The organism is Paenarthrobacter sp. Y-19, assembly GCF_029223985.1.
GTDB classification, from domain to species: Bacteria; Actinomycetota; Actinomycetes; order Actinomycetales; family Micrococcaceae; genus Arthrobacter; species Arthrobacter nicotinovorans.
Window position 1 is genome coordinate 3,223,303 of record NZ_CP119414.1, and the last position, 24,444, is coordinate 3,247,746.

A 24,444-nucleotide genomic window follows, 5' to 3' on the forward strand; every position below is an offset into this window, starting at 1 on the left:
AGGGTTCCAAACACACCACTACGGGCGCGGACCCGGCGAAGGCTAAACAGCCTGGCCCGGGGTCTGCGCCCGTTGTGCGTGGTAGGCAAGAATCTGCAGCTCCGTGGCCATGTCCACTTTCCGCAGATTCACGTGCGGCGGAACTTGCAGGAGCACCGGAGCAAAGCTCAGGATGCTCCTGATGCCGGCAGCAATAACCCGGTCACACACTGCCTGCGCCACCGTGGCCGGCAGGGCAAGCACCACCATGTTCGTGTGGGTTCGCTCCAGGACCCGCTCAAGCTCGGCTGAGTCGCTGACGCGCAGCCACCCTACCTCGTTGCCTATCACCATGGGGTCCGCGTCGAAGATGGCTACGACGTCGAATCCCCTGGACTCGAAGCCGCCATACCGGGCCAGGGCCTTGCCGAGGTTGCCGGCACCGACGATGGCGACTTTCCAGTCATGGGTCAGACCCAGCGCCGCGGCGATGTGACGGCTCAAGTACTGGACTTCATAGCCGACCCCGCGCGTGCCATACGAGCCTACGTACGAGAGGTCCTTGCGGAGCGTGGAGGAACTGACACCTGACGCCTCGGCCAGCGCTTCGGAGGAGACGCGCTCAACTCCTTCGGCCAAGAGCGAGTTCAGCGCACGCAAATAGAGGGTCATCCGGGCCACAGCCGCGGGCGGGATCTGCTTAGCCGCAGGTTCGTTGTCCCCGGATAGTGCTTCCGCGGACGGTTCCAGCGCAGTCACGGTATTCTCCATTGCGTCGCTTTGTTGTTCCACTCTATGACCCCCGGGCCGGACTCAACAAAAGCCGCTACATACGGGCAAGGCCACCCTCAGCCCTCCAGGGCTTTCTTCAAGGTGCGGGTCAGCCGGGCCTCGTCGATCTTCCAAAAATCGCGCTGGACACCGTTCACCAGCACCACCGGAATCTCTTCCGCGTAGCGCTCCTGAAGTTGGGGGTCGGCGTCGATCCGCTGTTCAGACCAGCTCAAGCCGAGGCCCGCAGTAACGCGCTCGACGGCGGCGCGGGCGTCCGTGCAGAGGTGGCAGTCAGCTTTGGTGAGGAGGACGACGTCGGGAGTAGCCATGTGATTAACGGTAACCGCCCCGCGATCCTCCCTCACACCCCACCCCCTTCAACCCCACCCTCCCTCACACCCCACCCCCTTCAACCCCACCCTCCCTCACACCCCACCCCCTTCAACCCCACCCTCCCTCACACCCCACCGGTAAGGGCGTTCGAGTGCGCCCTCAACGCGGGGTACTCGCCATTGACTAGACTCAAGGCATGCCCGAGGAGAAGAACGTCGCCGTTGCCGCTGCTGCCCAAGCGCAGAAGCACAGCGGCGAAGCTGCTTTCTTCGACGTCGACAACACGTTGATGAAGGGTGCGAGCCTCTTCCACGTCGCACGCAAAATGTATGAACGCAAAGCTTTTACCTTGCCGCAAGCGGCCGGGTTCGCCTGGAAGCAATTTAAGTTCGTGATGCGCGGCGAGAACATGGAGGACGTCCATGCCGTTCGCGACTCGGCCTTGACCCTGGCGGCCGGCATCACCGTAGATGACATCAAAGCCCTGGGCGAAGAGGTCTACGACGAAATGATCGAGTCCCGGATTTGGCCCGGAACGAAGGCTCTCGCAGAGCAACATCTCAGGGTGGGCCGTAAGGTCTGGCTGGTGACGGCGACGCCGATCGAGGTTGCCACCGTAATTTCCACCCGGCTCGGGCTCACCGGTGCATTGGGGACCGTGGGTGAAGTGCATGAGGGCATGTACACGGGGAAATTGGTCGGAGACATCCTGCACGGACCGGCCAAGGCGGTCGCCGTGCAGTTGGTCGCCGACCGGGAGGGCCTGGATCTGGACCACTGCTGGGCCTACAGCGATTCCGCCAACGACATCCCGCTTTTGACAATGGTGGGGCACCCCGTCGTCATCAATCCTGACGCCAAGCTGCGACGCCATGCCCGCGACAACAACTGGCCCGTATACGACTTCCGGTCCGGCCGACGCGCGGCAACCCTCGGCCTCAAAGCCGCCACCGTCGGAGGGGCGATCTACGGCCTGTGGCGCGGCTTCTCACGATTCCGCGGCCCCCGCCTCTAGCGTCGCCAAACCCTCCCTCACATCCCCACTGCTTGAACCAAACCCTCCCTCACATCCCCGCTGCTTGAACCAAACCCTCCCTCACATCCCCGCTGCTTGAACCAAACCCTCCCTCACGTCCCCGCTGCTTGAACCAAACCCTCCCTCACGTCCCCGGATGAGGGCAGACCCGCCTGTGGATAACTTCTGCGCTCACAGCCGGATCCGGGTAACAATGCCGTATGCAGATACCGAAACCCGTTCCGTCCCAACTGGGATCCGCTCCGTTCACTCTTGACGAGGCCAAGGCTGCCGGTCTCGCGCATCGCAATCTCTGGAACCGCGTCAGCATTGAAGCAGTGAGTAAAGGTATCTACCGGCCATCGGATTGGGACTTCGACCTTGAAGCAGCTGCCCGATCGCTCTCGGTCGCGAGTCCAGGCGCCTGGATTTCGCATGTCACTGCCGCCCGGCTGCACGGCTTGCCGCTCCCTCCGTGGCTCGCCGATTCCAATGAGCTGCACCTGAGCAAGCCTCGAAATCTGCCGGCAGTGCGGCGAAAGGGCGTCTCCGGGCATAGCGTCGTAGTGGCGGAGAGCGAGGTTGAGTTGGTCCGAGGGTTTTGGATCAGCACCCGGTCCCGGACCTGGCTGGATTTGGCCCGCATATTGCCGTTGAAGGAACTCGTCTGCGTCGGAGACCAACTCATCCGCGTACCCAGGCCCGAATTTGAACAACGGGACACAGCGTTTGCAACCATTGCTTCCCTCCGCTCGATGGTGGAGCTCCACAAGAACCTTCAAGGTGTCGTGCGGGCTCGGGAAGCAATCGACCTGATGCGGGTAGGCGCTGACTCAGCCCCCGAGTCGCTGCTTCGTCTTGCGATGCTTGACGACGGTCTTCCGGAACCCGAACTGCAACTTCGGCTCCGGCTGGCCGATCCCCTCTCCCCTTCTGCCGACCTCGGTTACCGGGAGCGTCGGATCGCTATCCAGTACGACGGCGGCCATCACCTCGCGGAGGAACAGATCTTTAGCGATCGGCGCAGGGACAAAGCGTTCGAGACTGCCGGGTGGACGGTGCTCATCTTCGGGAAGGACGACCTCGCAGACAATTTCGCAAACGCTACCCGGCAGATAAAGAGGGCGTTGCGGCAAGGATGGGTAGACCCCGCAGTCCGTTCCGGCTTCGCACGGCCCCGGACGTGAGCAAGCGTCACACCCAAACCCGCGGGATGTGAGCAAGCGTCACACCCAAACCCACGGAACGTGAGCAAGCGTCACCACCAAACCCACGGAACGTGAGCAAGCGCCACACCCAAACCCGCGGGATGTGAGCAAGCGTCACGGATGCAAAAATGCCCGCCACCTCGAGAGGCAACGGGCATTCACGCTTGATGAAGTATCTCTACTTCTTATTGCGGCGCTGGTGGCGAGTCTTGCGAAGCAGCTTGCGGTGCTTCTTCTTGGCCATACGCTTGCGGCGCTTCTTAATAACTGAACCCACGAAAGTTCCTTACAAACTAGAAGTTCCTGTCTGTTGGAACACATCCGCGGAAGCAGACAAGTACAACTGACAGATTCTTACATTGACGTAAAACGTTCCTTAACAGAGTACCGCTTCAAAGGGGTACCCCATGACCACGGTCCGTTGGACGGACCCCGGCAGCCTCAGGCGGTCTCGGATTGTCCGTCAACCACAGCACCTTTGAGGTACTGGGCCACGGCTTCTTCGGGGACCCGGAAGGAGCGGCCAAACCTGACGGCCGGCATTTCCCCTGAGTGGACCAGGCGGTACACGGTCATTTTGGAAACACGCAAGACGTCGGCCACTTCAGCCACCGTCATGAATCGCGCATTCGAGAAGTTGGTCTCCGCGGACATTTCCCATATTCCTTTGCTCTCAGCCGACTAGGACACCCCCAGGAAACGGTGTGACGATGCTGAGCCATCAAACAACCATGTGCTAGATACTCTAGAGGCTGATGGGGCCTATGTGAAAGCCTTTCGACGAAGTGGGATACTACTCCCCCGAGACTTCCCGGCGCTTCCGGGCTGAGGCCGCGAGCTGCTCCAGCACCGAAGCGGTGACATCCCATTCCATGCAGGCATCAGTAACGCTCTGGCCGTACACGAGCTCCTGTTCACCGGCCAACTGCTTGGCAACATCCAGGTTCTGCGCACCGCCCACCAGGAAGCTCTCCAGCATGATGCCGGCAATCGGGGAGGAAGCACCTGCTTCGAGCTGGGCTCCGATCTCCAGGGCAACCTCTGCCTGCCGGTGGTGGCTCTTGCCGCTGTTGGCATGGCTCGCATCAACGATCAAGCGCGGGTTGAGTCCCTTGGCCGCCAGTTTGGCGGAAGCCGCTGCTACATCGTCCTGCGAGTAGTTCGGTCCCTTGCGTCCGCCGCGGAGAATCACGTGCGTGTCCGGATTGCCGGAGGTCGCCACGAGGGCCGCCCGGCCGTCGTCGTCGATTCCCAGGAAGGCCTGTTCAGCGGCCGAGGCGCCGCAAGCGTCGATGGCAACCTGGAGGTCGCCGTCGGTACCGTTCTTGAAGCCGATCGGCATGGACAGGCCCGAGGCGAGCTGGCGGTGGATTTGGCTCTCGGTGGTGCGGGCACCGATGGCACCCCACGAGACCAGGTCAGCCATGTACTGCGGGCTGATGGGCTCCAGGAATTCGGTGGCTGTGGGCAGGCCCAAGGCGGTGACCTGCTTCAGGAAACCGCGGGCGGCACGAAGGCCTGCAGCGATGTCGTGGCTGCCATCCAGGTGGGGATCGTTGATGAGCCCCTTCCATCCGACGGTGGTGCGCGGCTTTTCGAAGTACGTACGCATCACGATCAGCAGGTCTTCCTTGTGCTTCTCGGCCTGGCTGACCAAGCGGCGGGCGTATTCAAGTCCGGCTTTGGGATCGTGGATGGAGCAGGGTCCCACGATCACCAGCAGGCGGTCGTCGACGCCGTCCATGATGGCGCGGACCTGGTCACGGCCACGGTCGACGACGGCTGCTGAGCGGGCGTCCAGCGGCAACTCGGCGATGAGGTCCTGCGGGGCCGGAAGGGGCTCGAAGCGGGCAACCCGCAGGTTGGAGGTGGCGGGCTGCGCGGCGTCCGTTGCGGCTGCGGAATCGAGCGCTTCGATGGATTCGGGGGCGGTGCTGGTCATGTCTGGGTCCTGTCCGGGATACGGAGCGGGCCCCTTTTCAGAACCCGCCGGATATGGCGAAGGGCAGAGAATCATCTCTGCCCTGTTGGCTCTGAAGGAAAGTTGGATGCGTGTCAGTTAGACGCGGGCCCCTCCAGAGCCAACGAAAAATACGCATACCAACGGTTTGTCATAGCCACACCATAACCGCGCCCGATCAAACCCGGCAAATCGTGTTCATCATGATGACAAAAGTTTGCGCAGGAACTGCAACTGCTTGATCCAGTGGTGTTCCTGGCCGCCCTCGTGGTTGTTGAAGCGGTACACCTCGATGTCCTTGGCGGGCTCGCTGCCCTTGGCCCGGGAATCAGTGCCGTAGTTGTTGTAGCTCGCGAACACCGTGGACGGCGGGCAGATATCGTCCATTTGGGCTGCTGAGAACAGCGCCGGGACGCTTGCCGCCCGGCCAAGGTGGACGCCGTCGAAGTAGTTGAGCACCGCCAGCATGGGCTCGTAACGGTCGCGGTGGCGGCCCAGGAAACCGGCGATCTCCGGGTACGGACCACGCGGGGCGATGTCGATGGCGCGCGGGAAGTCCTGCAGGAAGGGGACGTCGGGCAGCGCGGCGATGACGCCGTCGAGCCTTCCGGCCGTCAGCCCGGCAGCCGCCACAGTGATGCCGCCGCCCTGGCTTATGCCGGTGAGGACCACCGCGGAAGGGTCGACGGCGGGATGGTTCTGTGCCGCCTCTACCGCGCGGAAGGCGTCGACGTAGACCCGGCGGAAGTAGTAGTTGTCCTTGTGGTCGGCACCGCGGGTCATCAGGCCCGCATAGTTGACCTCGCCGGCTGACGGGTGGGGATCCGGGGTATCCCCGGCGACACCACCGTAGCCCTGCCCGCGGGTGTCCATGATGAAGTGCGCATAGCCGGCCTGCGCCCAGCGGGTGTTCTGGTTGACCAGGCCGCGACCGCCCGAGTAGCCGATGTATTCCACCACGACCGGGAGCTGCTGCCCGGCCTCGAGGTGGGCGGGCACGTGCAGCCAGCCCTTGATCCGGTCTCCCCCGAAGCCGGAGAACGTGACATCGAACGTGTCGATCACGCTGAGGTAATTGTCCACCGGTTCGAACACTGCATCGAGCGGAACCGTGCGGGCTTCGGCGATGGTACGGTCCCAGAACTGATCCAGGTCGGCCGGCGGGAGCGCTGGTGAGACGTACTCGCGGAGTTGCTCGAGGGGGAGGTCAAAGAGAGGCATGAGGACATCCTATGTCATGGTTTTGGGGGCGACGCCACCGGGTAAAGCCGACCTTTTTGAATCGTTACATTTCTACGTACCCCGCGCTACACTGATCTGTAACTACCATTGGAAAGCGCTTGCTAAGTAGAGTCTTAGCCAGCACAGTACACCGTAAAGACTCCGACGACGACGTCACGCGCCTTCGTTGCAGCCCCAGCAGAGGAGAGCCATGGACACCCCATCTTTCGAGCCCGCCATGGGTTCGAGGCCCTTGCAGAGCACATCGGGAACCACCCCAGTACGGGCACGGGTTGCTTTGGTAGGAGTCCATGGATTCGGCACTCACCACCTCCACAACCTTGAGCGGCTCGCCGCCGATGGAATGGTGGAACTTGTTGCGGTGGCAGACCCCAATCCCCCTGCTGCAGGAGGCTTGCCGGGCACAACGGCGGTCCACAGCACACTGGATGAACTGCTTGCCGCAGACCACCGCCCGGACATCATCATCGTGGCAACACCCATCCAGACCCACGCACCCCTGGCACTGTCCGTACTGGCCTCCCATGCGGACCTCTACCTGGAAAAGCCCCCTGTGGCGTCCATGGCGGATTTCCTGCGGCTTCAGGAAGCGGCATCCGCCACCGGCCGGAGTGTCCAGGTGGGGTTCCAAAGCCTTGGCTCACATGCCCTGGCCGCACTGGAACAACTGGCGGTCGGCAACTCCACGGCGGACTTCCCCGGCATTGGCACCCTCAAGGGAATCACGGCGACCGGGCGTTGGGTCCGGGACCGGGCCTACTACAAACGCTCGCGCTGGGCCGGAAAGCGCAGCCTGGATGGCGTGGACGTGGTGGACGGCGTGGCTACCAACCCCTTGGCCCATGCGATCGCGACGGCCCTGCGCATCGCCGGGGCACGCGAACCACATGACCTGGCCTCGGTGGAAACCGACCTGTACCGCGCGAACGACATTGAAGCCGACGACACCTCCGTGATCCGCCTCCGGACCGCCAGCGGCCTACCGATAACCTGCGCCCTCACCCTCTGCTCGGCCGAATCAGTGGAACCATACATCACGCTGCAGGGCACTAAAGGAACAGCTGTCTTCCACTACACCGAGGACCGCGTGGCCGTCACCACGGAGGCGGGCGAAAGCAGCCGTGTCTTCGGGCGCGACGACCTCACCGGGAACCTGATAGAGCACCTGGCCACCGGCGTACCGCTGATCAGTCCACTCCAGCACAGCGGTGCGTTCATGCGTGTTGTGGAAGCCATCCGCACTGCGGAACCGCCCCAGCCGATCTCGCCGGACTTCGTGGAGTGGGTGGGTACAGGCCAGCAGGCCCATGCGGTGATTCCGGGCATCCAGGACGCCGTGGAACGTGCGACGCATGCCCACGCAACCTTCGCCGAATTGGGCCTACCCTGGGCACGACAGGCAACGACGAACACCGAACCGCTGTTCGCGAACGGACCGTCCGACACCGTCCTTCGGAACGGGAGTGGCCTCGAATCCTGGCTCTCGCCCCGCCCCTACCTGCACCCCGTCAGCACCCCGTCCGGGACAGTGGTGACGGACCATCTTCCGTCGGACCACGTCTGGCACCTGGGGGCTGGTTTCGCGCTCCAGGACGTCAACGGGAGCAATTTCTGGGGAGGTCGAAGCTACCGGCGGAGCGCCGGAAAGTACGTGGACCTGATGGACCACGGCCGGATCGAGATCGCCGCTGCTGCCCGCGCTGCCGACCACACCGCCTTGGACCTCGACTGGTTCGGTTCGGACGGCAGCCTCCTCCTCCAGGAACGCCGGACCTTCGAACGGACCGCCATCACCGCCCGCACGTGGCGACTGGACATCCGGACCCGGCTCACCGCCGTCGTCGACGCCTCGCTGGGGAGCCCGGGATCGCATGGTGCCCCCGGCAGCGGCTACGGCGGATTCTTTTGGCGGCTTCCGGCAAACTCCTCGCCGCGCGTCTTTTCCTCCACAGCCGACGGCGAATCCGCCGTGCACGGCTCGGTTTCGCCTTGGTTGGCCTGGGCGGGAGAGTTCGACGCCGGCCCTGCCACCTTGGTGTTCGCCGCACCCCGGGAGTCGGCGGACCCATGGTTCGTCAGGTGCGGGGGCTACCCGGCCGTTGGCTCGGCTCTGGCCTGGGATGAGTCCGTCGAGTTGGCTGCCGGTGAGACGCTGACGCGGACCAACTCCGTCTGGATCAGTGACGGCTTGCTGGATCCGCGGGAGATCGAGGACTTGGTTACGGCTGGACGCGACGACGCCCTGAGCCCCACATCAGGAGGCCAATGACCACGGCGGAGGCCATGCCCAGGGCACCGGTCACCACCAGACCGGTCCGCACGCCGAAGTCCTCGGTGAGCCACCCCGCGAGCAGCCCGCCCAACGCATGGCCACCCAGGAGCAGCGGAAAGTAGAGCGCCAGGACCCGGCCCCGGACATGCGCGCCGGCTTCAAGCTGCACGGCAGTAGCCGCGCTGGTGAGGAAGACGAGCGTCATGAAGCCAACCACCACGAGCATGGCCACGAACCATTCCTGCGTTGGCATCATGGCGGCGATCGCTTGTGTCAACCCAAAAAGGCCTGCGCTGGCCACGATTCCTTTCCGGCCAAAGCGCTTGATCCGGGTAGCCACCAGCGCCCCGGCCAACGCGCCGAGGGCACTGACGGTGTTGAACAAACCGAAGCCCGCGGGACCGCTGTGCCAGACCCGGTCGGCGAAGGCGGCCAGAACCACAGGACCGTTCATTCCGAAGGCACCCAGCAAGCCTGCCAGCAGCATGGTGAGGAGGAGTCGTGGGCGGGCACGGACGAAGTGGAATCCAGCCAATACCCGGCCTTTTCGCACCGTAGGATCAGGCACCACCGGCGAGTGATGGAGTTCCCCGGGCCTGATGGCTGCGATCATCACCAGGACCGCTACGCCAAGGCAGGCATTGGCCGCGAACGCCGCCGCCGGGCCTGCCTGGGCAATGACAACGCCTGCCAGCGCGGGTCCGGCCATGGCCCCCAGTTGGCCGATGGCGCTGTTCAGTCCGATGGCCGCCGGCAACCCGGCGTCGCCCACCACTTCGTTGACGAAAACCTGCCGTGCGGGGCCGTCAATGGCGCTGGTTACTCCCAGTGCGATGCACGCGGCGTAGACAACCCAGACGTCGCTGCCTCCCATCGCGTTCCAGACAGCGAGCCCGGCAGCCAGGACGGCGGCTACCGATTGGCAAACAACGAGAATGCGGCGTTTGGGGAATAGGTCCACCAAGACACCGCTGACCGGGCCCACCACCAGCATGGGCAGGAATTGGAGCGCGACGGCAAGACCCACGGCGGCCGGGCTGCCCGTGAGCTGGAGAACCAGCCAGTCCTGGGCCAAACGCTGCATCCAGACCCCGCCGCTGCCCACCAATGAGAGGGCCACAAAGATCCGGTAGTTGTGGTTCCGCAACGGATAGTGCCAGGTCTCGACCGAGCGGGCCCGTGGGCTTGCAGGCTGAGTGGGGGTGGATCGACGTGGAAAAAGGCGCGGTGGAAAGGGGCGCGGCGACACTGGGGGTCTGCTCGATTCAGCTGGGTCGGTGGGGAGTTTTTGTACAGCTGATGCCTTTAAGAAGGCTTCTTTAGGGCATCAGCTGTACAAAAACTCCTAGTGGTGGGAGCGGATTTTGACGGCCGCAGCGGCCAGGACCAGAGTTCCGGGGACAATGACGAACAAGGCTTGCAACATCCAGACGAACACCACTGCCATGAACACGGCCGCGAGCAGCAGCAGTGAGCCGCTCCAGTCACGGAGCGAATCAGCCTTGGCGCTGGAGTAGGCAGCAGCCCAGCGCTGTGGTCCGGGGACGTCGGCGGGGTGCCGGTCGGCGTCGCCGTCCCAGGTCACTCCCCCGCTCCAATTCGCGACGATCCGAAGGAACAGCACGGCGCCGGCCGCAGCCAGGATCAGCGTGGCGGGCAGGATGACTGCCCGGCCGGGCAGTTGGCCCACCAGGGCGAGCAGCAGGTTCAGGACAATCACGACGGCGGCTGCCGCCGTCGTGATTCCGATCTTCCAACTGCCGGGCAGCGCACGGCGGAAATTCCCCCACAAGCTGCGGAGCGAATCGTCCCTGCCGCTGAGGTGCCTCTCCAGGTGTGCGACGCCGGCCGCATAGGCAGCCGGCGCCGTCACCAAGGGGATGGACAGGAGGAGCACGATGACTCCCGCCAGGATGGTCTCGGCGAAGAGGGCAAAGCGGTTGACCGGAATCCCGGGCTTCGGCGAGGACTTGCCAGTGGCGTCCATGGTGCTCATTTCTGTCTCTCCCCTAGCCTTTGAGGCCTTGTGTTGAAACGCCTTCGACGATGTAGCGCTGGAAGACCAGGAAGAACACCAGCACGGGCAGGAGGGCCAGGACCGACATGGCGATCATCGCTCCGTAGTCCGATGACTGGGTCTGGTCCACAAAGAGCCGCAATGCCAACGGCAGCGGGTACTTCTCGGGGGTGTTCAAGTAGAGCAGCGGCCCCAGGAAGTCGTTCCAGCTCCAGATGAAGGAGAAGATCGACGTGGAAATCAGGGCCGGTTTCATGAGCGGGAGCATGATGGAACCGAAGATGCGGACGTGTCCTGCGCCGTCGATACGCGCTGCTTCGTCCAGTTCGGCCGGCAGTCCGCGCATGAACTGGACCATGAGGAACACGAAGAACGCATCCGCTGCCAGGAACTTGCCGATCAGCAAGGGTACGTAGGTGTCTACGAGGCCCAGCTGCTGGAACACGATGTACTGCGGAATGATCACCACGTGGAAAGGCAGTAGCAGGGTGGCGATCATCATGCCGAAGAACAGTCCGCGGCCGGGGAAGTTGATCCGGGCGAAGGCGTAGGCGGAGATACTCGCTGAGAGCACAGTCCCGACGACGGCGCCGACGGCCAGGATCAGCGAGTTGGTGAAGAACGTCAGTGTGGAGACCCCGCCGATGCCTTCCATGGCCGTGGCGAAGTTGTCGAAGCTGAAGTTGTTCGACCACAACGCGTTGTTCGCGCCGCCGATTTCGGAGTTCGGTTTGAAGGCGGAAGTGATCATCCACAGGGCAGGGTAGAGAACCATGGCCACCAGTGCCAGGGCAATAATGTGGAAGATGGCGCTCTTGATCCGCTTGGCCATGACGGATTCGGACTTCGGGTTGTAGGCCGGCGCCGGAGTGCTTGGCGTGGACTGGATGGGCGTTGCCGTGGTTGTCATTTTGAATCACCGCTGTAGTGGACCCAGGACTTGGAGGTCTTGAAGAAGATCAGCGTTATGATGCCGACCACGATCACCAGGAGCCAGGCCATCGCCGAGGCGTAACCCATCCGGAAATCGGAGAAACCGCGCAAGTACAGGTAAAGGGTGTAGAAGAGGGTGGATCCTGCCGGGCCGCCTTCACCGTTGGAGATGATGTAGGCCGAGGCGAAGATCTGGAACGCGTGGATGGTTTCCATCAGGAGGTTGAAGAAAATCACCGGGGACAGCATGGGCCAGGTGATGTTCAGGAACTTCCGGACCGGTCCGGCGCCGTCCATTGACGCTGCTTCGTAAAGGTCCGTGGGGATCTGCTTGAGGCCGGCGAGGAAGATCACCATGGGGGCGCCGAACTGCCACACGGTCAGCAGGATCATCATGCCCATGGTCATGTTGGGGTTGCCCACCCAGCCACCGAGGTTGATTCCGAAGAAGGACAGTCCCTGGTCCACGGGGCCGGAATCGCCGAACATGGCCTTCCAGACGATTGCGATGGACACCGATGCGCCGATCAGGGACGGGGCGTAGAACGCGGACCGGTAGAAACCCTGGCCCTTGCGTTTGCTGTTGAGCAGCATCGCGATGGCCAACGCCGCCGCGAGCTTCAGCGGGGTACCGAAGACAACGTATTGCAGGGTCACACCTACCGACTGCAGGAAGCGTTCGTCCTGGAAGAGGGTGGTGTAGTTATCGAAGCCGATCCATTTGGGGGCATCAAAGAGGTTGTAGTTGGTGAAGGAAAGGTACAGCGAGGAAATCATCGGTCCTACGGTCAAGGCGATGAATCCCAGCAGCCAGGGCAGCAGGAAGGTGTAGCCGGCGCGGGCGTCCGCCCCGCGCCGCCGCGACTTGCGCGGCTGCGAGGGAGCGGAGGCGGTGCGCCTGCTCAGGGTTGGGCTTTGAGTCACGAGATCAGTCCGTCAGTTGGGAAGCCAGGATCAGACACGGAAGGTCTGGATCAGGCGTTCTGCTTGATGAGGTCTTCGGCTTCCTTGAACCACGCATCCACTGCGCCGTCCACGGTGAGCTTTCCGTAGTTCAGGTCCTGGGTGACCCGCTTGAACGTGGACTCGAGGGTGCCGAACCCAACGATGGGCGGCTCCGGTGCGTCCTTCAGGTACTTCTCGATGGACTTCTCGTAATCGACCACGAGTTTGTCCGTGCCTTCGAAGGTGGTTCCGTCGCGCTGGGTCTTCGACGCCGGTACACCGCGGGAGGTCTTGAAGATCTGGCCGACCTCGGGATCGTTGACCATGAAGTCGATGAAGCGTGCAGCAGCGTCCTTGTACTTGGTCTTCGCGCTGGCCACCATCAACATGGACGGCTTGAGGAACAGGCCCAGGTTGTCCGGATCATCCGATGGGACCGGCACCAGCTTGAGTTCCTTGGCGCCGCTGTCCGCGAGGTACCCGGCCATGAAGTTGTCCCAGGTGACTTCGGTAGCGGTGACATTCGAACCGAACGGGGACTTGGGCAGCAGCTGGGTGGCCTTGTCTTCGCCCACAATCGCACCGGTACCGCGCAGGTCCGCGGTGAGGTTCCACCACTTCTTCAGGTCGTCTTTGGAGAAACCGAGTTTGCCTTCGTCGGTGAAGGCCTTGATGTTGTTCTGCCGCAGCCAGATGTTGAAGTTCCACCAGATGCCCGTGTAGTCGGTGCCGCCGAACAGTGTGCCGTTACCCTTGGCCCCAACCTCAGCCAGGAACGCGTTGAATTCCTTGTAGTTCCAGGAACCGTCCGGCTCCGCAATGCCCAGTGAAGCGAGCTTGGCGGGATCGTAGTACACCGCGAAGGCATTGGTGCTGGTGGGGATGCCGTAGGTCTTGCCGCGGATCTGGCCCGACGGAAGGAGGGACTTCTCAAAGGCGTCCGTGTTGATCTTTACTGTGCCCAGGTCCAGGAGCTGGTTCCGCTGCCCGTAATCGCGCAGATAGGACAGGTCCCACTGCATCACATCCGGCAGGCCACCGCCGGCGGCCTCCGTAGCACGCTTCTGCCAGTAGCCCGCGAAGTCCGAAAAGTTGCCGTTGACCTTGATGTCCGGGTTCTTGGACTCAAACAACGCAATGGCCTTGCGGGTGCGTTCGGCACGGTCGTCGTTGCCCCACCAGGTGTAGGTGATGGTGACGGGGTTGTCCGCGGAACCGGTCTGTCCGCTGGACGACGACGACTGGCCACAAGCGGAGAGGAACGCGGCAGATGCAGTGCCGAGAGCCACCGTGGTGAGGAATTTCCTTCTGTCGATCATGAGAGCCTCCTTGCTCAGTTGGTGCAAGCTTTCCGAGTTTCTGCAACGTGGCAGTGATCTCGCTTACACTCGTTCTGAATCGATACAATATCCTCAATGGACCATCTGGGCAAGCGTTTTCCAAAGACAGTGGGTTTCGCCCATTTCCACACACAGCTTCCATCCAAATCCGGCAACCCGAGCAAGGAGTCCCCATGACCTCCCCCGAAACACCCCACCGCCCCGACGTGTGGAGCAGCCTGGACGGCGTCGCTTACGGCGGTGACTACAACCCGGAACAGTGGCCCGAGGACGTCCGTTTGGAAGACATCGGACTTATGAAGGAAGCGGGCGTCACCTTCCTCAGCGTCGGGATCTTCTCCTGGGGCCTGCTTGAACCCACCGAGGGCAACTACGATTTCGCCTGGCTGGACGATGTCATGGACAACCTCCACGGAGCCGGCATCAAGGTCGCCCTGGCTACAGCTACCGCATCACCGCCGGCATGGCTGGCCCGCAAGTACCCCGAAATCCTGCCCGTCACGGCGGAAGGAACCAGACTTGAGAGGGGCTCCCGACGCCACTACACGCCGTCGTCCGCCGTGTACCGCAGGTACGCCACCACCATGACGAGGGTCATCGCCGAACGCTATAAAGACCACCCGGCCCTGGCCCTCTGGCACGTGGACAATGAACTCGGCTGCCATGTGGGCGAGTTCCACGGCGAAGAAGACGCCGCCGCGTTCCGGGCCTGGCTCGAGCGGCGGTACGGCTCCATTGAAGAACTCAACGAATCGTGGGGAACGGCCTTCTGGTCCCAGCACTACGCATCCTTTGACGAGATCATCCCGCCGGGTGCCGCCCCCACCACCCTGAACCCAGGGCAGCAACTTGATTTTGCCCGGTTCAATTCGTGGGTGTTCATCGACTACTACCGCGAACTGCTGGCAGTCATCCGGGAGGTCACACCTGACATTCCGGCCACCACCAACTTCATGGTGTCCAGCGCTACCAAGTCACTGGACTACTTCGACTGGTCCAAAGACATGGACGTCGTGGCAAACGACCACTACCTGGTGGCCGCCGACCCCGAGCGCCACATCGAACTGGCCTTCAGCGCCGATCTCACCCGCGCCGTGGCAGGCGGCGCGCCCTGGATCCTGATGGAGCACTCGACATCAGCGGTCAACTGGCAGCCGCACAACCAGCCCAAAATGCCCGGCGAAATGCTGCGCAACTCCCTCAGCCACGTGGCCCGCGGCGCTGACGCCGTCATGTTCTTCCAGTGGCGGCAAAGCAAAGCCGGATCAGAGAAGTTCCACTCCGCCATGGTCCCCCATGGCGGACGCGAAACCCAGGTGTGGAGGAACGTCGTGGAGCTTGGAGAAGCCCTGTCCAAGCTGGAACCGGTCAAGGGTTCACGGGTGGACTCCAAGGTGGCGATCGTGTTCGACTACGAGGCCTGGTGGGCTTCGGAACTGGACTCGCATCCGAGCAATTCGCTGAAGTATCTGGACACCATGCGGGCCTTCCACCGGGCACTCTACCTGCAGGGAATCAGCACCGACTTCGTCCACCCCGGCGCCGATTTGTCCGGCTACGAGCTGATCCTGGTGTGCACGTTGTACTCCGTGACAGATGCGGCAGCAGCTTCCATCGCCGCAGCCGCGGCAGGTGGAGCCACTATCCTCATCAGCTACTTCAGCGGCATCGTGGACGAGAAGGACCATGTGCGCCTGGGTGGCTACCCCGGCGCTTTCCGGGATCTCCTGGGAATCCGCAGCGAGGAATTCCACCCGCTGTTCCCCGGCACCACCATCACCCTGAGCGACGGCACTGACGCTTCGGTCTGGAGCGAACACGTCCACACGGAACCGGCGACACACGTGGAGGCGACGTTCACCGGCTACCCGCTGGAGGGCGTTCCGGCACTGACCCGGCGCAGCGTCGGGACGGGATCGGCGTGGTACCTCGCCACCCTCCCGGACGCCGCCGGGATTGAAGCGCTGACCGCACGACTGGTTGAAGAAGCCGGGGTGAGGCCGGTGACCGAAGCCTCCGTCGGCGTCGAGCTGTCACGCCGGCGGTGCGACGACGGCCGGACCTTCCTGTTTGCCATCAACCACAGCACCGAGGACGCCACCGTCAAGGCCGACGGCGAGGACCTCCTCAGCGGGGCCCGCTTCAGTGGAGTGGTTCCCGCCGGCGCCGTCGCAGTCATCGCCGAAAGCTGACCGGCACGCAAAAAACCGTGCCCCGGACGGATCACGAATGATCAGCCCGGGGCACGGTTCCTGCTGCGACGTTGCTAACTGATGGCGGACTTCATTTCGTCCACTGCCTTCTTGCCTGCTTCTTCCGCCGAAAGCCTGTCGAACATGACTTCCGAGGTGTAGCGCTTGATGATTTCCTGGATGGCACCTGCACCCTTCGGCGGAGCCGCCGGCGCATCACCGAGCTCGTCCTTGATGGCGCTGATGAAGTCAACCACCTTGACGTCTGCCTTGGCCAGCTTGGGCGCGATAGCCTCCCGGACCTCGGAGTTCGGGTAGACGCCGCGGTCAGCGAGGAGGATCTCGCCGGCCTTGACGTTGTTGGTCAGGAAGTCGATGAACTTGGCGGCTTCTTCAGGGTGCTTGGTCCGTGAGGACGCAGACCAGAACTGTGAGGCCTTGTACCAAAGCCCGGCATCGTCAGCCTTGCCCGTCTTGGACGGGAACCGGAGAATCTGGAGTTCGCCGCCCGCTGCCTTCTCAAGGGCGGGGAGCTGGTTGGACCACCAGAACGCCATACCGTTCTTGCCGGTTGCCAGCCCGCTCTGGTCGAGCGGCGCAGCTTCCGCTTCAACGATTTCCGACGCCGACGGGACTGCCTTCTTCTCGCTCATCTCCTTGAGGAATTCCCAGTAGCCCTTGATGTCATTGGGCTCGAAGCCAAGCTTGCCGTCCTGGGTATAGAGCGACTTGCCGTTCTGTCGCAGCCAGACCCCGAGCGAAGCCTCGTCCGTGCCGTAGGCCGCGGCACCGTAAGTCCCCTTGGGAGACTTGGCGGTCACTTCGGCGGCAATGCGCTCGAAGTCTTCCCACGTCCAGGTCTTGTCGTCCGGGAGTTGGACGCCGGCAGCCTGGAAGACTGCCGGGTTCGCGAGGATTGTCGCTGCATTGATGCCGGCCGCGATGCCTGTGAGGCCCTTCTCGCCCTTGCCTGCATTCAGCGCAGCTTCATCGAGTTTGGAGGTATCGATGTCGTACTTGGAGAGGTCGAGCAAGGCGCCTCGGGTGGAGTATTCGGTGATGTACTTTTCGTCCATCTGAATGATGTCCGGAGCGTCGTTGGCAGCGACCTGCGTCGCGAGCTTGTCCCAGTATCCGGACCAGTCGCCGAACTCAGCCTTGACGGTGATGTTGGGGTTCTCGGCTTCGAACGCCTTGATGGCTTCCTGCGTCAGCTGGGCCCTCTTGTCTCCACCCCACCAGGAGAAGCGGAGCTCCACTTTGCCGTCGGCGCTCTTGGGTTCCGAACCTCCGCCGCAGGCGGTAAGTGCAAGGACCGCTGCGGCCGTAGCGGCGATCAGGGCAGAGGCTCGGAGCTTGCGCTTGGTGCGTTTGGCCTTGGCCACCAAGGGTCCTCCTGTTGACGTTGCTGCTGCGGGGGCGACTGCTTCACCCTCTGGATGTACGGGCACTGATGTCTCCGATCTTCGTTGATCCTGATGCGATGGAAAGACTGAGAAAGCGTTTTCTTGCTTGGTATTTATGGTACAAGTCACATTCTTGTATGACAAGATGCCATTTTGTTTTCGTCCGGGACGTCCGACGGCGGCCACTCACCCGGAGGGGGCCGCCCCCTCCGGATGGAGACCGGCACGTCTACTTGATACCGGTGGTGGCGATGCCCTTGATGAGGAACCTCTGGCCGAAGAGGAACACCAGGAAGACCGGCAGCAGGGACACGATGGACATCGCGAACAGCGATCCCCAGCTGGTGGCCGACTGCGAATCGACAAAGGCACGAAGGGCGACGGGAACTGTGAACATGTCCGGGTCCGTCAGGTAGATCAGGGCCCCGAAGAAGTCGTTCCAGGTCCAGATGAAGGTGAAGATGGTGGTGGTGGCCAGGGCCGGGACCATCAGCGGAAGGATGACCCGGAGGAAGATCCTGGGGTGCCCTGCGCCGTCAATGCGCGCTGCTTCATCGAGGTCCTTCGGAATGCCGCGGATGAACTGGACCATCAGGAACACGAAGAACGCATCCGTGGCGAGCAGCTTGGGAACAATCAGCGGCCAGAAAGTATTTACCCAGCCGATCTGCGAGAACAGGATGTACTGCGGAACGATCACCACGTGGAACGGCAGCATGATGGTCAGCAGCATGATGCCGAAGAACAGCTTCTTGCCGGTGAACTGCAGCCGGGCGAACGCATAGGCAGCCATGGAACAGGAAACCAGGTTGCCAACAATCGAGCCCAGGACCACGATCGCCGAGTTGATCATGTAATGACCGAACGGGTGGGTCAGCGCCGACCAACCATCCGTGTAGTTGCTCATTTCAAGGTTGTTCAGCCACAGTCCGGGCTCACGGAAGATGAGGTCATTCGGCCGCAGGGAAGAGATCACCATCCACAGCAAGGGGTAGATCATCACGCCGCCCACAATGATGAGGATCGCGTGCTTGATCAGGCCTTTGACGCGGGCACTGCGGCTGAAAGCCAGGCTTCCGCGGGATTCACGCCGGCGTGGGTTCTTCCCGGACTTTTCGGCGGAACCGCCATTAGCGGCGGGGAGGGTCTGGAGTTTAGTCATCGTAGAACACCCAATACTTTGAAGCGATGAAGTTGATGGCAGTGAAGACACCGATGATGACCAGCAGGAACCAGGCCATCGCTGAGGCGTAGCCCATATCAAACTGGCCGAAGCCCTTTTGGTAGAGGTACAGGGTGAAGAACATGGTGGAGTCGGATGGTCCGCCGTTGCCGCCGGAGACGATGAACGCCTGGGTGAACGACTGGAACGAACCGATGATCTGCAGCACCAGGTTGAAGAAGATGATGGGGCTCAGCATGGGCAGGGTGATCCGCCAGAATTGCTGGAGCGTGGTGGCCCCATCCACCTTGGCTGCCTCGTAGTACATCACCGGAATCTGCCGCAGCCCGGCCAGGAAGATGATCATGGGGCTGCCGAAGGTCCACACGTGGAGCAGGATGATGGAGCCCAGAGCGGTATTGGGATCCGAGATCCAGCCCGGCCCTTCTATTCCGATCATCGCCAGGACCTGGTTCACCAGACCGGTGGTGCCGAAGATCTGCTTCCAGAGGATGGCAACAGCCACGGAGCCGCCCAGCAGGGAGGGCAAGTAGAAGATGGAACGGTAGAACGGCAAACCGCGAAGGCCCTTGTCCAGGACGAGGGCGATCACCAAGGCAACCGCCAGCTGCAGAGGTACGCCGACCAGCACGTAGGTGAACGTGACCCGTAGCGAGTTGTGCAACCGGGCATCGCCGAACATTCGGACGAAGTTGTCCAGGCCCACCCATTCCGGGGGCTGGAGGAGGTTGTAGTCCGTGAAGGACAGGTAGAGCGACATGAGCATGGGCCCCACCGTGATGACCGCCAGGCCAAGCAGCCACGGAAGGAGAAAGACGTAGGCGGCCTTGTTGTCGCGCCCGTTTGCCTTCTTCTCTTCCTTGGTCATGGGGCCCTTGCGGCGCGTCATGGTTGAGAGTTCGCCAATAGCGCTCATTGCTTCCCCCTCGCCGTCCCGCGGGCGCCTTGCGGCGTCCCCGCGTATTCGTATGCGGCCATGTGGTCTCCTTTGGTCATCGTGGCCATCCACGGAGTACGAGTGTGGTTGGTGTTTGCCTGCCGGGACGTCGCCGATGCTCTGGCGCTACCCCTTCGAAGTGCCAGGATGCGGGTCCCGGTTTCAGCGGCTCCGTACCAAAGTAAACGTTTTCTTGACCCATGTACAGCCTTTTGCTAATTTTTGAGAAAGCGTTTTCTTGCGAACTCGCCCAATACGGTTTTCCACGCTGAAGAAGCCCGGCGTGCGCATTCGCATACCCTCCGCATCGACAAGGCAGGACACCATTGTTTCCCACCGACCCCGCCTGCCATGACCCGAACTGACGTGGCAGGGCCATCCACCCGCCCCACCGCGCTGGGTGGTTACGAAGACTGGCCCGTCTACCTGGCATCCCATCGCCATGAGGCGGACTCCCCGGAGCGCAGGGACCTGGCCGATATCTTGGGCGTGCCCGCAATAGCTTCGGGCCTTTCGTACACGACTCACGGGGAGACGGAGCACGACGGCGTCATCACCTCTTCGCTGTCCTGGCAGTTGGGCTTCGGGCCCCGGACAGCCGCTTGGTTTGTGCGCCCTGCACAAGTTACCGGCCCGCTTCCGGCGGTGCTCGCCCTGCACTGCCATGGCGGTATCAAGTTCTACGGCGCCGAGCGATTGGTGGCCCTCCAAAATCAGCCCGGTCAGCCCGCCGGTCACGACGCCGGGATCCCGCCTCTGGAAATCCGGGCCAGTCTTTACGGCGGGCGGGCACTCGCTACGTGGCTGGCACAGCAGGGTTTCGCTGTCCTGGCCCACGACGCTTTCATGTGGGGCAGCCGCCGGTTCGTCCTGGATCCACTGCCTCGGCGGGCGGCTACCGCAGTTGACGGCCAGCAGGCACTCTGGCGGGAGGCCGGCGTCGAACCTTCCGCGCAGCAACGCTACGACGCTGCGGCGGCGGTCCATGAGGAAACCGTGGCGAAAGCGGCGGCACTCATGGGAACCACCATTGCCGGGACCGTTGCCCACGACGATCTGGCGGCGTTGGGAATCCTCGCCACGCTGCCCGGGGTGGACCGGGACCGGATAGCCTGCCTCGGGTTTTCAGGCGGGGGCGGCCGGGCCTTGATGCTTGCTGCCCTGAGCCCTGTGATCCGCAGCTATGTGGTGACGTGCATGATGACCACCTTCGCCTCGCTGCTGCCGGCGTACCTGGATGCGCACTCGTGGTTGCTGCACTCCCCCGGCCTCGCCAAGCTCGGGGACTGGCCGGACCTGGCCACGCGGTCCCCGGCCCGTGTGCTGGTCCAGTACGCAATGGCTGACGCCCTCTTCCCCGAGCAGGGAATGCGCGACGCCCACGCCCGCCTGTCCCGGCAACTGCCGCGCGGGCTGTACACCGGCAGCTTCTGGCAGGAACCACACGTTTTCACCCCGGCCATGCAGGAGGAGGCGGCAGCGTTCCTCGCCACCTCCCTGCAGCCCCGGCACCGCATCAATTCACCCTTACCGGACCGCACTAGGACAGACTCATGACCCAACCCTCAACCACCGTCACAGTGGACGCCCGCCCCCGGACTCCCCGCATCGCATTGGTGGGTGTGCACGGCTTCGGCGAAAGGCACCTGGAAAACCTTGAGCGCCTGGGCGCTGACGGCGTCCTTGAACTGGTGGCCGTCGCCGATCCGCTGCCGCCGGCCGACGGAACTGTCGGCCCCGAAGTGGAAGTTTTCGCTTCCCTCGACGAACTCCTCGCTGCAGGGACGGCCCCCGATGTCGTCATCGTTTCCACGCCGATCCAGACGCACGCGCCCCTGGCACTCGCTGCCCTCCAGGCCGGGGCCAATGTGTATCTGGAAAAGCCGCCCGTGGCGTCCATGGCGCAATACGAGGAAGTGATGGCAGCTGCGGCGAGCGCCGGCCGACTGGTGCAAGTGGGGTTCCAGAGCCTGGGTTCAGAAGCCCTTCCCGCGATCGAAGCCCTGGTGGCATCCGGCGGAATCGGCGAGGTCCGGGGCATCAGCGCCACGGGGTTGTGGCTGCGGAACAAGGCATACTTCAAGCGTTCCCGCTGGGCAGGCAAGCGCAGCCTCAACGGAACGGACGTGGTGGACGGCGTGGCCACCAATGCCCTGGCTCACGCCGTGGCAACCGGACTGCGACTTGCAGGTGCCCGGACCGTGGCCGATGTGCAGTCCGTGGATACGGACCTCTACAGGGCAAACGACACCGAAAGCGACGACACCTCCGTAGTCCGGGTGCGGACAACGGACGGCACCGTGCTGACCTGCGCACTGACGCTTTGCGCACCCGTACAGTCCGAGCCGTCGGTCACCGTGTTCGGCACACTGGGCCAGCTCACGCTCTCCTACACGGAAGACCGCGTGGAGATCACCACCGCAGAGGGGGTCCGGACCGAAACCTTCGGCCGTGCCGACCTGCTGGAGAACCTGTTGGGTGCACGGAGCGAAGCGGAACTGCTCAGCCCCCTCAGCGGCGCCGGCGCATACATGGCGGTCCTCGAGGCCATCCGCACTGCCGAATCACCACGGCCGATACACCCGGACCGGGTGACATGGGAGGGCGACGGCGATGACGCCCACCCCGTAGTCCACGGCATTGAATCCCTGATCCAACGGGCAGCACTGGGCCAATCAACCTTCGCGGAGCTCGGCGCTCCATGGACTGTGTCCGGTGGGCCCACGCTCGAGATCAACGGAACCCCTGTTGCGACTCTCCGGGACGGGTCCCTCATCCGGGCAACATCTTCGCCGCGTCCGTACCTCCACCCTGTGCGAACCCTGGCCGGAACCGTCGTGACCGATCACATCCCGGAGGACCACGTGTGGCACCTGGGAGCGGGCGTGGCCCTCCAGGACGTGGATGGCATCAACTTCTGGGGAGGCAGGACCTACACCCGTGATGCCGGAGCCTATGTCTGGCGGAAGGACCACGGCAGGATCGTCCTTGATTCCGCGGAACAGGGCGACGGGTACAGGCAGGAGCAGCTGAGCTGGGTAGGGCCTGACGGGTCTCCTGTGCTCCGCGAGCAGCGCGGGTGGCGCTGGGCCGCCGTCGGGAATTCCGCGTGGAAACTGACGCTGGACTTCACACTGGAGTCCGCCACCGGCCGTCCTGTGCTGCTGGGCAGCCCGGGTTCCAACGGGCGGCCACAGGGCGGTTACGGCGGCTTCTTCTGGCGTTTGCCGAAGGTTGGCGATGCCACCATCTGGACCCCGGAAGCCCGGGGCGAGGACGCCGTGCACGGCAGCGTTACACCGTGGCTGGCGTGGTCGGGAACTTTCGACGCCGGGACCTCCGGCGCGGCGCAGGCCACGGGCGATCCCGGGCTGGGACACCCCGCCACACTCGTCTTTCTGGCCGCTCCGCAGGCTCCGGACCCTTGGTTCGTCCGGCACGCCGGCTATCCCGGCGTCGGGCTCTCCCTGGCGTGGGACCGGCCCGTGGCGACGAAGCCCGGCCGCCCGGTCCACCGGACAGTGACCGTACTTATCGCGGACGGGTTCCTCGCGACACAGGACATCGAACAACTCATCACCACTTTGGGGGAACAGTCATGACCATACCTACTCAATCCGCTGCGGTTCCGGCAACGACAGCTCCGGGAAACGTTGCAGACCGTGCCGTGAAGCGTCGTCGGGTCCTAGACATCCTTGACGCTGCAGGCCGTGACTCATTGCTGCTCACGTCCAACACCGCCCTCACCTGGTACCTGGACGGCAGCCGGGTGCACATCAGCCTGGCCGGAGACCCCATTGCGGCCCTCCTGGTGGACCGCAGCGGCGACCACCTGGTCACGTTCAACAACGAGGCCGGGCGGATAGCTGCCGAAGAATTGCCGGCGGGCGTCAGCCTGGACACTGTGCCGTGGCACGGGCAGTTGCATGCGGCAGCGGCGGCCCTGGCCCTCGACGGCAACCCGCTGGTGGAAGCAGCCGTCACCGCGGAGCTGCGGGCTGCCCGCCAGCAGTTGCTCCCCGCCGAAACAGCCCGGTACTCCGAGCTTTCAGTCGATGCGGCGCGGGCGATGACAGACGTCCTGACGGCCGCAACCCCGGAAACAACGGAATTCGAACTGGTCTCGCAGCTGGCCGCCCGCATTGTGTCTGTGGGCGCCGAGCCACTGGTCCTCCTCTGCAACGGTGCCGGCCGCAGCGACTTCCGGCATCCCTTGGCCACCCACTCCCCGATCGGCCGCCGTGCCATGGCCGTGGTGTGCGCACGCCGGAACGGCCTGGTTGCCAACGTGACCCGGTGGGTGGCTTTCGACGCCGGCACTCCCGCTGAGCTCGACGCCGAGGCCCGCATCGCAGAAGTGGAGGCCGACATTTTCCGGGCCACGGTCCCGGGAGCACGGCTCAACGAGGTCTTCACCGGGATCAAGGCAGCTTACGCCCGCCACGGATTCGGTGATGATCAGTGGACGCTTCACCACCAGGGTGGTCCCGCAGGCTACGCGGGCCGCGACCCCCGGGTCACCGCAGAGGTCACGGACACCATCGTCCTCAACCAGCCCTTCACGTGGAACCCATCCGGGCCCGGAGTGAAGATCGAGGACACCGTACTGCTCACGGATTCCGGCCTGCGCGTCCTGACCGTAGACGAGCGGTGGCCGACCACCGACGTGGACGGCCGCCGTCGTCCCCTGACCTTGCGTCCCTGACCC

21 protein-coding genes are annotated in these 24,444 nt (G+C 63.5%); 7 read left to right on the forward strand and 14 right to left on the reverse strand.

What is annotated here, in order from left to right; genetic code table 11:
- Window positions 1–42: 42 nt before the first annotated feature.
- Complete coding sequence (locus PYR64_RS15030; RefSeq protein WP_039242779.1) at window positions 43–750, reverse strand: redox-sensing transcriptional repressor Rex; 708 nt, start codon at window positions 748–750, stop codon at window positions 43–45.
- Between the two features lie 77 nt (window positions 751–827).
- Entirely contained in the window at window positions 828–1,082 is a 255-nt protein-coding gene (locus PYR64_RS15035; protein WP_018776982.1) for a glutaredoxin family protein, read from the reverse strand.
- A gap of 200 nt (window positions 1,083–1,282) precedes the next feature.
- Here PYR64_RS15035 and PYR64_RS15040 point away from each other — a divergent pair, with 200 nt between their 5' ends.
- Both PYR64_RS15040 and PYR64_RS15045 read left to right on the forward strand, forming a co-directional pair.
- Window positions 1,283–2,101 (forward strand): HAD-IB family hydrolase, encoded by an 819-nt coding sequence (locus tag PYR64_RS15040; protein WP_018776983.1) that lies wholly within the window; start codon window positions 1,283–1,285, stop codon window positions 2,099–2,101.
- A gap of 221 nt (window positions 2,102–2,322) precedes the next feature.
- Window positions 2,323–3,288: a DUF559 domain-containing protein gene (locus tag PYR64_RS15045; protein ID WP_275776051.1), complete on the forward strand. Its 966-nt coding sequence runs from the start codon at window positions 2,323–2,325 to the stop codon at window positions 3,286–3,288.
- Window positions 3,289–3,487: 199 nt separating this feature from the next.
- On the opposite strand, the gene PYR64_RS15050 is transcribed toward PYR64_RS15045, so the two are convergent.
- The 4 genes from PYR64_RS15050 to PYR64_RS15065 all read right to left on the reverse strand — a co-directional run bounded on the left by PYR64_RS15050 (window position 3,488) and on the right by PYR64_RS15065 (window position 6,490).
- The gene (locus tag PYR64_RS15050; RefSeq protein ID WP_003792170.1) at window positions 3,488–3,586 is read right to left on the reverse strand and encodes an AURKAIP1/COX24 domain-containing protein; all 99 of its coding nucleotides are present in this window, start codon (window positions 3,584–3,586) and stop codon (window positions 3,488–3,490) included.
- Window positions 3,587–3,750: 164 nt separating this feature from the next.
- Window positions 3,751–3,963, reverse strand: coding sequence for a helix-turn-helix domain-containing protein (locus tag PYR64_RS15055; RefSeq protein ID WP_017199160.1), 213 nt, complete (start codon window positions 3,961–3,963; stop codon window positions 3,751–3,753).
- A gap of 139 nt (window positions 3,964–4,102) precedes the next feature.
- The gene (locus PYR64_RS15060; RefSeq protein ID WP_039242783.1) at window positions 4,103–5,251 is read right to left on the reverse strand and encodes a 3-deoxy-7-phosphoheptulonate synthase; all 1,149 of its coding nucleotides are present in this window, start codon (window positions 5,249–5,251) and stop codon (window positions 4,103–4,105) included.
- Window positions 5,252–5,470: 219 nt separating this feature from the next.
- Window positions 5,471–6,490, reverse strand: coding sequence for an acetylxylan esterase (locus PYR64_RS15065; protein WP_275776058.1), 1,020 nt, complete (start codon window positions 6,488–6,490; stop codon window positions 5,471–5,473).
- Window positions 6,491–6,728: 238 nt separating this feature from the next.
- Here PYR64_RS15065 and PYR64_RS15070 point away from each other — a divergent pair, with 238 nt between their 5' ends.
- Entirely contained in the window at window positions 6,729–8,780 is a 2,052-nt protein-coding gene (locus tag PYR64_RS15070; protein WP_275779975.1) for a DUF6807 family protein, read from the forward strand.
- Here the strand turns inward: PYR64_RS15070 and PYR64_RS15075 are convergent.
- From PYR64_RS15075 to PYR64_RS15095, 5 genes are all read right to left on the reverse strand, one after another.
- Window positions 8,731–10,032, reverse strand: coding sequence for an MFS transporter (locus PYR64_RS15075; RefSeq protein ID WP_275776060.1), 1,302 nt, complete (start codon window positions 10,030–10,032; stop codon window positions 8,731–8,733). The two genes, PYR64_RS15070 and PYR64_RS15075, sit on opposite strands and share 50 nt — an antisense overlap.
- Before the next feature lie 96 nt (window positions 10,033–10,128).
- Complete coding sequence (locus PYR64_RS15080; RefSeq protein WP_275779977.1) at window positions 10,129–10,770, reverse strand: Poxvirus protein I5; 642 nt, start codon at window positions 10,768–10,770, stop codon at window positions 10,129–10,131.
- A 22-nt stretch (window positions 10,771–10,792) separates the two neighbouring features.
- A complete protein-coding gene (locus PYR64_RS15085; RefSeq protein ID WP_018776990.1) occupies window positions 10,793–11,710 on the reverse strand; it encodes a carbohydrate ABC transporter permease in 918 nt (305 codons plus the stop codon).
- Window positions 11,707–12,657, reverse strand: coding sequence for a sugar ABC transporter permease (locus tag PYR64_RS15090; RefSeq protein ID WP_018776991.1), 951 nt, complete (start codon window positions 12,655–12,657; stop codon window positions 11,707–11,709). The genes PYR64_RS15085 and PYR64_RS15090 overlap by 4 nt, the downstream gene beginning before the upstream one ends.
- A gap of 50 nt (window positions 12,658–12,707) precedes the next feature.
- Window positions 12,708–13,997 (reverse strand): ABC transporter substrate-binding protein, encoded by a 1,290-nt coding sequence (locus PYR64_RS15095; protein WP_018776992.1) that lies wholly within the window; start codon window positions 13,995–13,997, stop codon window positions 12,708–12,710.
- 194 nt (window positions 13,998–14,191) lie between these two features.
- Between PYR64_RS15095 and PYR64_RS15100 the strand changes: the two genes are divergently transcribed.
- The gene (locus PYR64_RS15100) at window positions 14,192–16,210 is read left to right on the forward strand and encodes a beta-galactosidase (RefSeq protein WP_275776063.1); all 2,019 of its coding nucleotides are present in this window, start codon (window positions 14,192–14,194) and stop codon (window positions 16,208–16,210) included.
- Between the two features lie 74 nt (window positions 16,211–16,284).
- Here PYR64_RS15100 and PYR64_RS15105 read toward each other — a convergent pair whose 3' ends face one another.
- The 3 genes from PYR64_RS15105 to PYR64_RS15115 all read right to left on the reverse strand — a co-directional run bounded on the left by PYR64_RS15105 (window position 16,285) and on the right by PYR64_RS15115 (window position 19,715).
- Window positions 16,285–17,661: an extracellular solute-binding protein gene (locus tag PYR64_RS15105; protein ID WP_055971174.1), complete on the reverse strand. Its 1,377-nt coding sequence runs from the start codon at window positions 17,659–17,661 to the stop codon at window positions 16,285–16,287.
- 184 nt (window positions 17,662–17,845) lie between these two features.
- A complete protein-coding gene (locus tag PYR64_RS15110; RefSeq protein WP_018776995.1) occupies window positions 17,846–18,778 on the reverse strand; it encodes a carbohydrate ABC transporter permease in 933 nt (310 codons plus the stop codon).
- On the reverse strand, window positions 18,771–19,715 hold the full coding sequence (locus PYR64_RS15115; protein ID WP_026267057.1) for a sugar ABC transporter permease: 945 nt from the start codon (window positions 19,713–19,715) through the stop codon (window positions 18,771–18,773). Before PYR64_RS15115 ends, PYR64_RS15110 begins: the two co-directional genes overlap by 8 nt.
- A 372-nt stretch (window positions 19,716–20,087) precedes the next feature.
- Here PYR64_RS15115 and PYR64_RS15120 point away from each other — a divergent pair, with 372 nt between their 5' ends.
- The 3 genes from PYR64_RS15120 to PYR64_RS15130 are packed head-to-tail and all read left to right on the forward strand — an operon-like array spanning window position 20,088 to window position 24,441.
- Window positions 20,088–21,293, forward strand: coding sequence for an acetylxylan esterase (locus tag PYR64_RS15120; protein ID WP_275776067.1), 1,206 nt, complete (start codon window positions 20,088–20,090; stop codon window positions 21,291–21,293).
- Window positions 21,290–23,338, forward strand: coding sequence for a DUF6807 family protein (locus PYR64_RS15125; protein WP_275776069.1), 2,049 nt, complete (start codon window positions 21,290–21,292; stop codon window positions 23,336–23,338). Before PYR64_RS15120 ends, PYR64_RS15125 begins: the two co-directional genes overlap by 4 nt.
- Window positions 23,335–24,441, forward strand: coding sequence for a M24 family metallopeptidase (locus PYR64_RS15130; protein WP_189075398.1), 1,107 nt, complete (start codon window positions 23,335–23,337; stop codon window positions 24,439–24,441). The genes PYR64_RS15125 and PYR64_RS15130 overlap by 4 nt, the downstream gene beginning before the upstream one ends.
- Window positions 24,442–24,444 lie beyond the last annotated feature (3 nt).

Excerpts from the sequence above, each read along its gene's own strand:
- PYR64_RS15030 (WP_039242779.1), bottom strand. The coding sequence starts at position 750 with ATGGAGAATACCGTGACTGCGCTGGAACCGTCCGCGGAAGCACTATCC.
- PYR64_RS15035 (WP_018776982.1), bottom strand. The coding sequence starts at position 1,082 with ATGGCTACTCCCGACGTCGTCCTCCTCACCAAAGCTGACTGCCACCTC.
- PYR64_RS15040 (WP_018776983.1), top strand. The coding sequence starts at position 1,283 with ATGCCCGAGGAGAAGAACGTCGCCGTTGCCGCTGCTGCCCAAGCGCAG.
- PYR64_RS15045 (WP_275776051.1), top strand. The coding sequence starts at position 2,323 with ATGCAGATACCGAAACCCGTTCCGTCCCAACTGGGATCCGCTCCGTTC.
- PYR64_RS15055 (WP_017199160.1), bottom strand. The coding sequence starts at position 3,963 with ATGTCCGCGGAGACCAACTTCTCGAATGCGCGATTCATGACGGTGGCT.
- PYR64_RS15060 (WP_039242783.1), bottom strand. The coding sequence starts at position 5,251 with ATGACCAGCACCGCCCCCGAATCCATCGAAGCGCTCGATTCCGCAGCC.
- PYR64_RS15065 (WP_275776058.1), bottom strand. The coding sequence starts at position 6,490 with ATGCCTCTCTTTGACCTCCCCCTCGAGCAACTCCGCGAGTACGTCTCA.
- PYR64_RS15070 (WP_275779975.1), top strand. The coding sequence starts at position 6,729 with ATGGGTTCGAGGCCCTTGCAGAGCACATCGGGAACCACCCCAGTACGG.
- PYR64_RS15080 (WP_275779977.1), bottom strand. The coding sequence starts at position 10,770 with ATGGACGCCACTGGCAAGTCCTCGCCGAAGCCCGGGATTCCGGTCAAC.
- PYR64_RS15085 (WP_018776990.1), bottom strand. The coding sequence starts at position 11,710 with ATGACAACCACGGCAACGCCCATCCAGTCCACGCCAAGCACTCCGGCG.
- PYR64_RS15095 (WP_018776992.1), bottom strand. The coding sequence starts at position 13,997 with ATGATCGACAGAAGGAAATTCCTCACCACGGTGGCTCTCGGCACTGCA.
- PYR64_RS15100 (WP_275776063.1), top strand. The coding sequence starts at position 14,192 with ATGACCTCCCCCGAAACACCCCACCGCCCCGACGTGTGGAGCAGCCTG.
- PYR64_RS15110 (WP_018776995.1), bottom strand. The coding sequence starts at position 18,778 with ATGACTAAACTCCAGACCCTCCCCGCCGCTAATGGCGGTTCCGCCGAA.
- PYR64_RS15115 (WP_026267057.1), bottom strand. The coding sequence starts at position 19,715 with ATGAGCGCTATTGGCGAACTCTCAACCATGACGCGCCGCAAGGGCCCC.
- PYR64_RS15120 (WP_275776067.1), top strand. The coding sequence starts at position 20,088 with ATGACCCGAACTGACGTGGCAGGGCCATCCACCCGCCCCACCGCGCTG.
- PYR64_RS15125 (WP_275776069.1), top strand. The coding sequence starts at position 21,290 with ATGACCCAACCCTCAACCACCGTCACAGTGGACGCCCGCCCCCGGACT.
- PYR64_RS15130 (WP_189075398.1), top strand. The coding sequence starts at position 23,335 with ATGACCATACCTACTCAATCCGCTGCGGTTCCGGCAACGACAGCTCCG.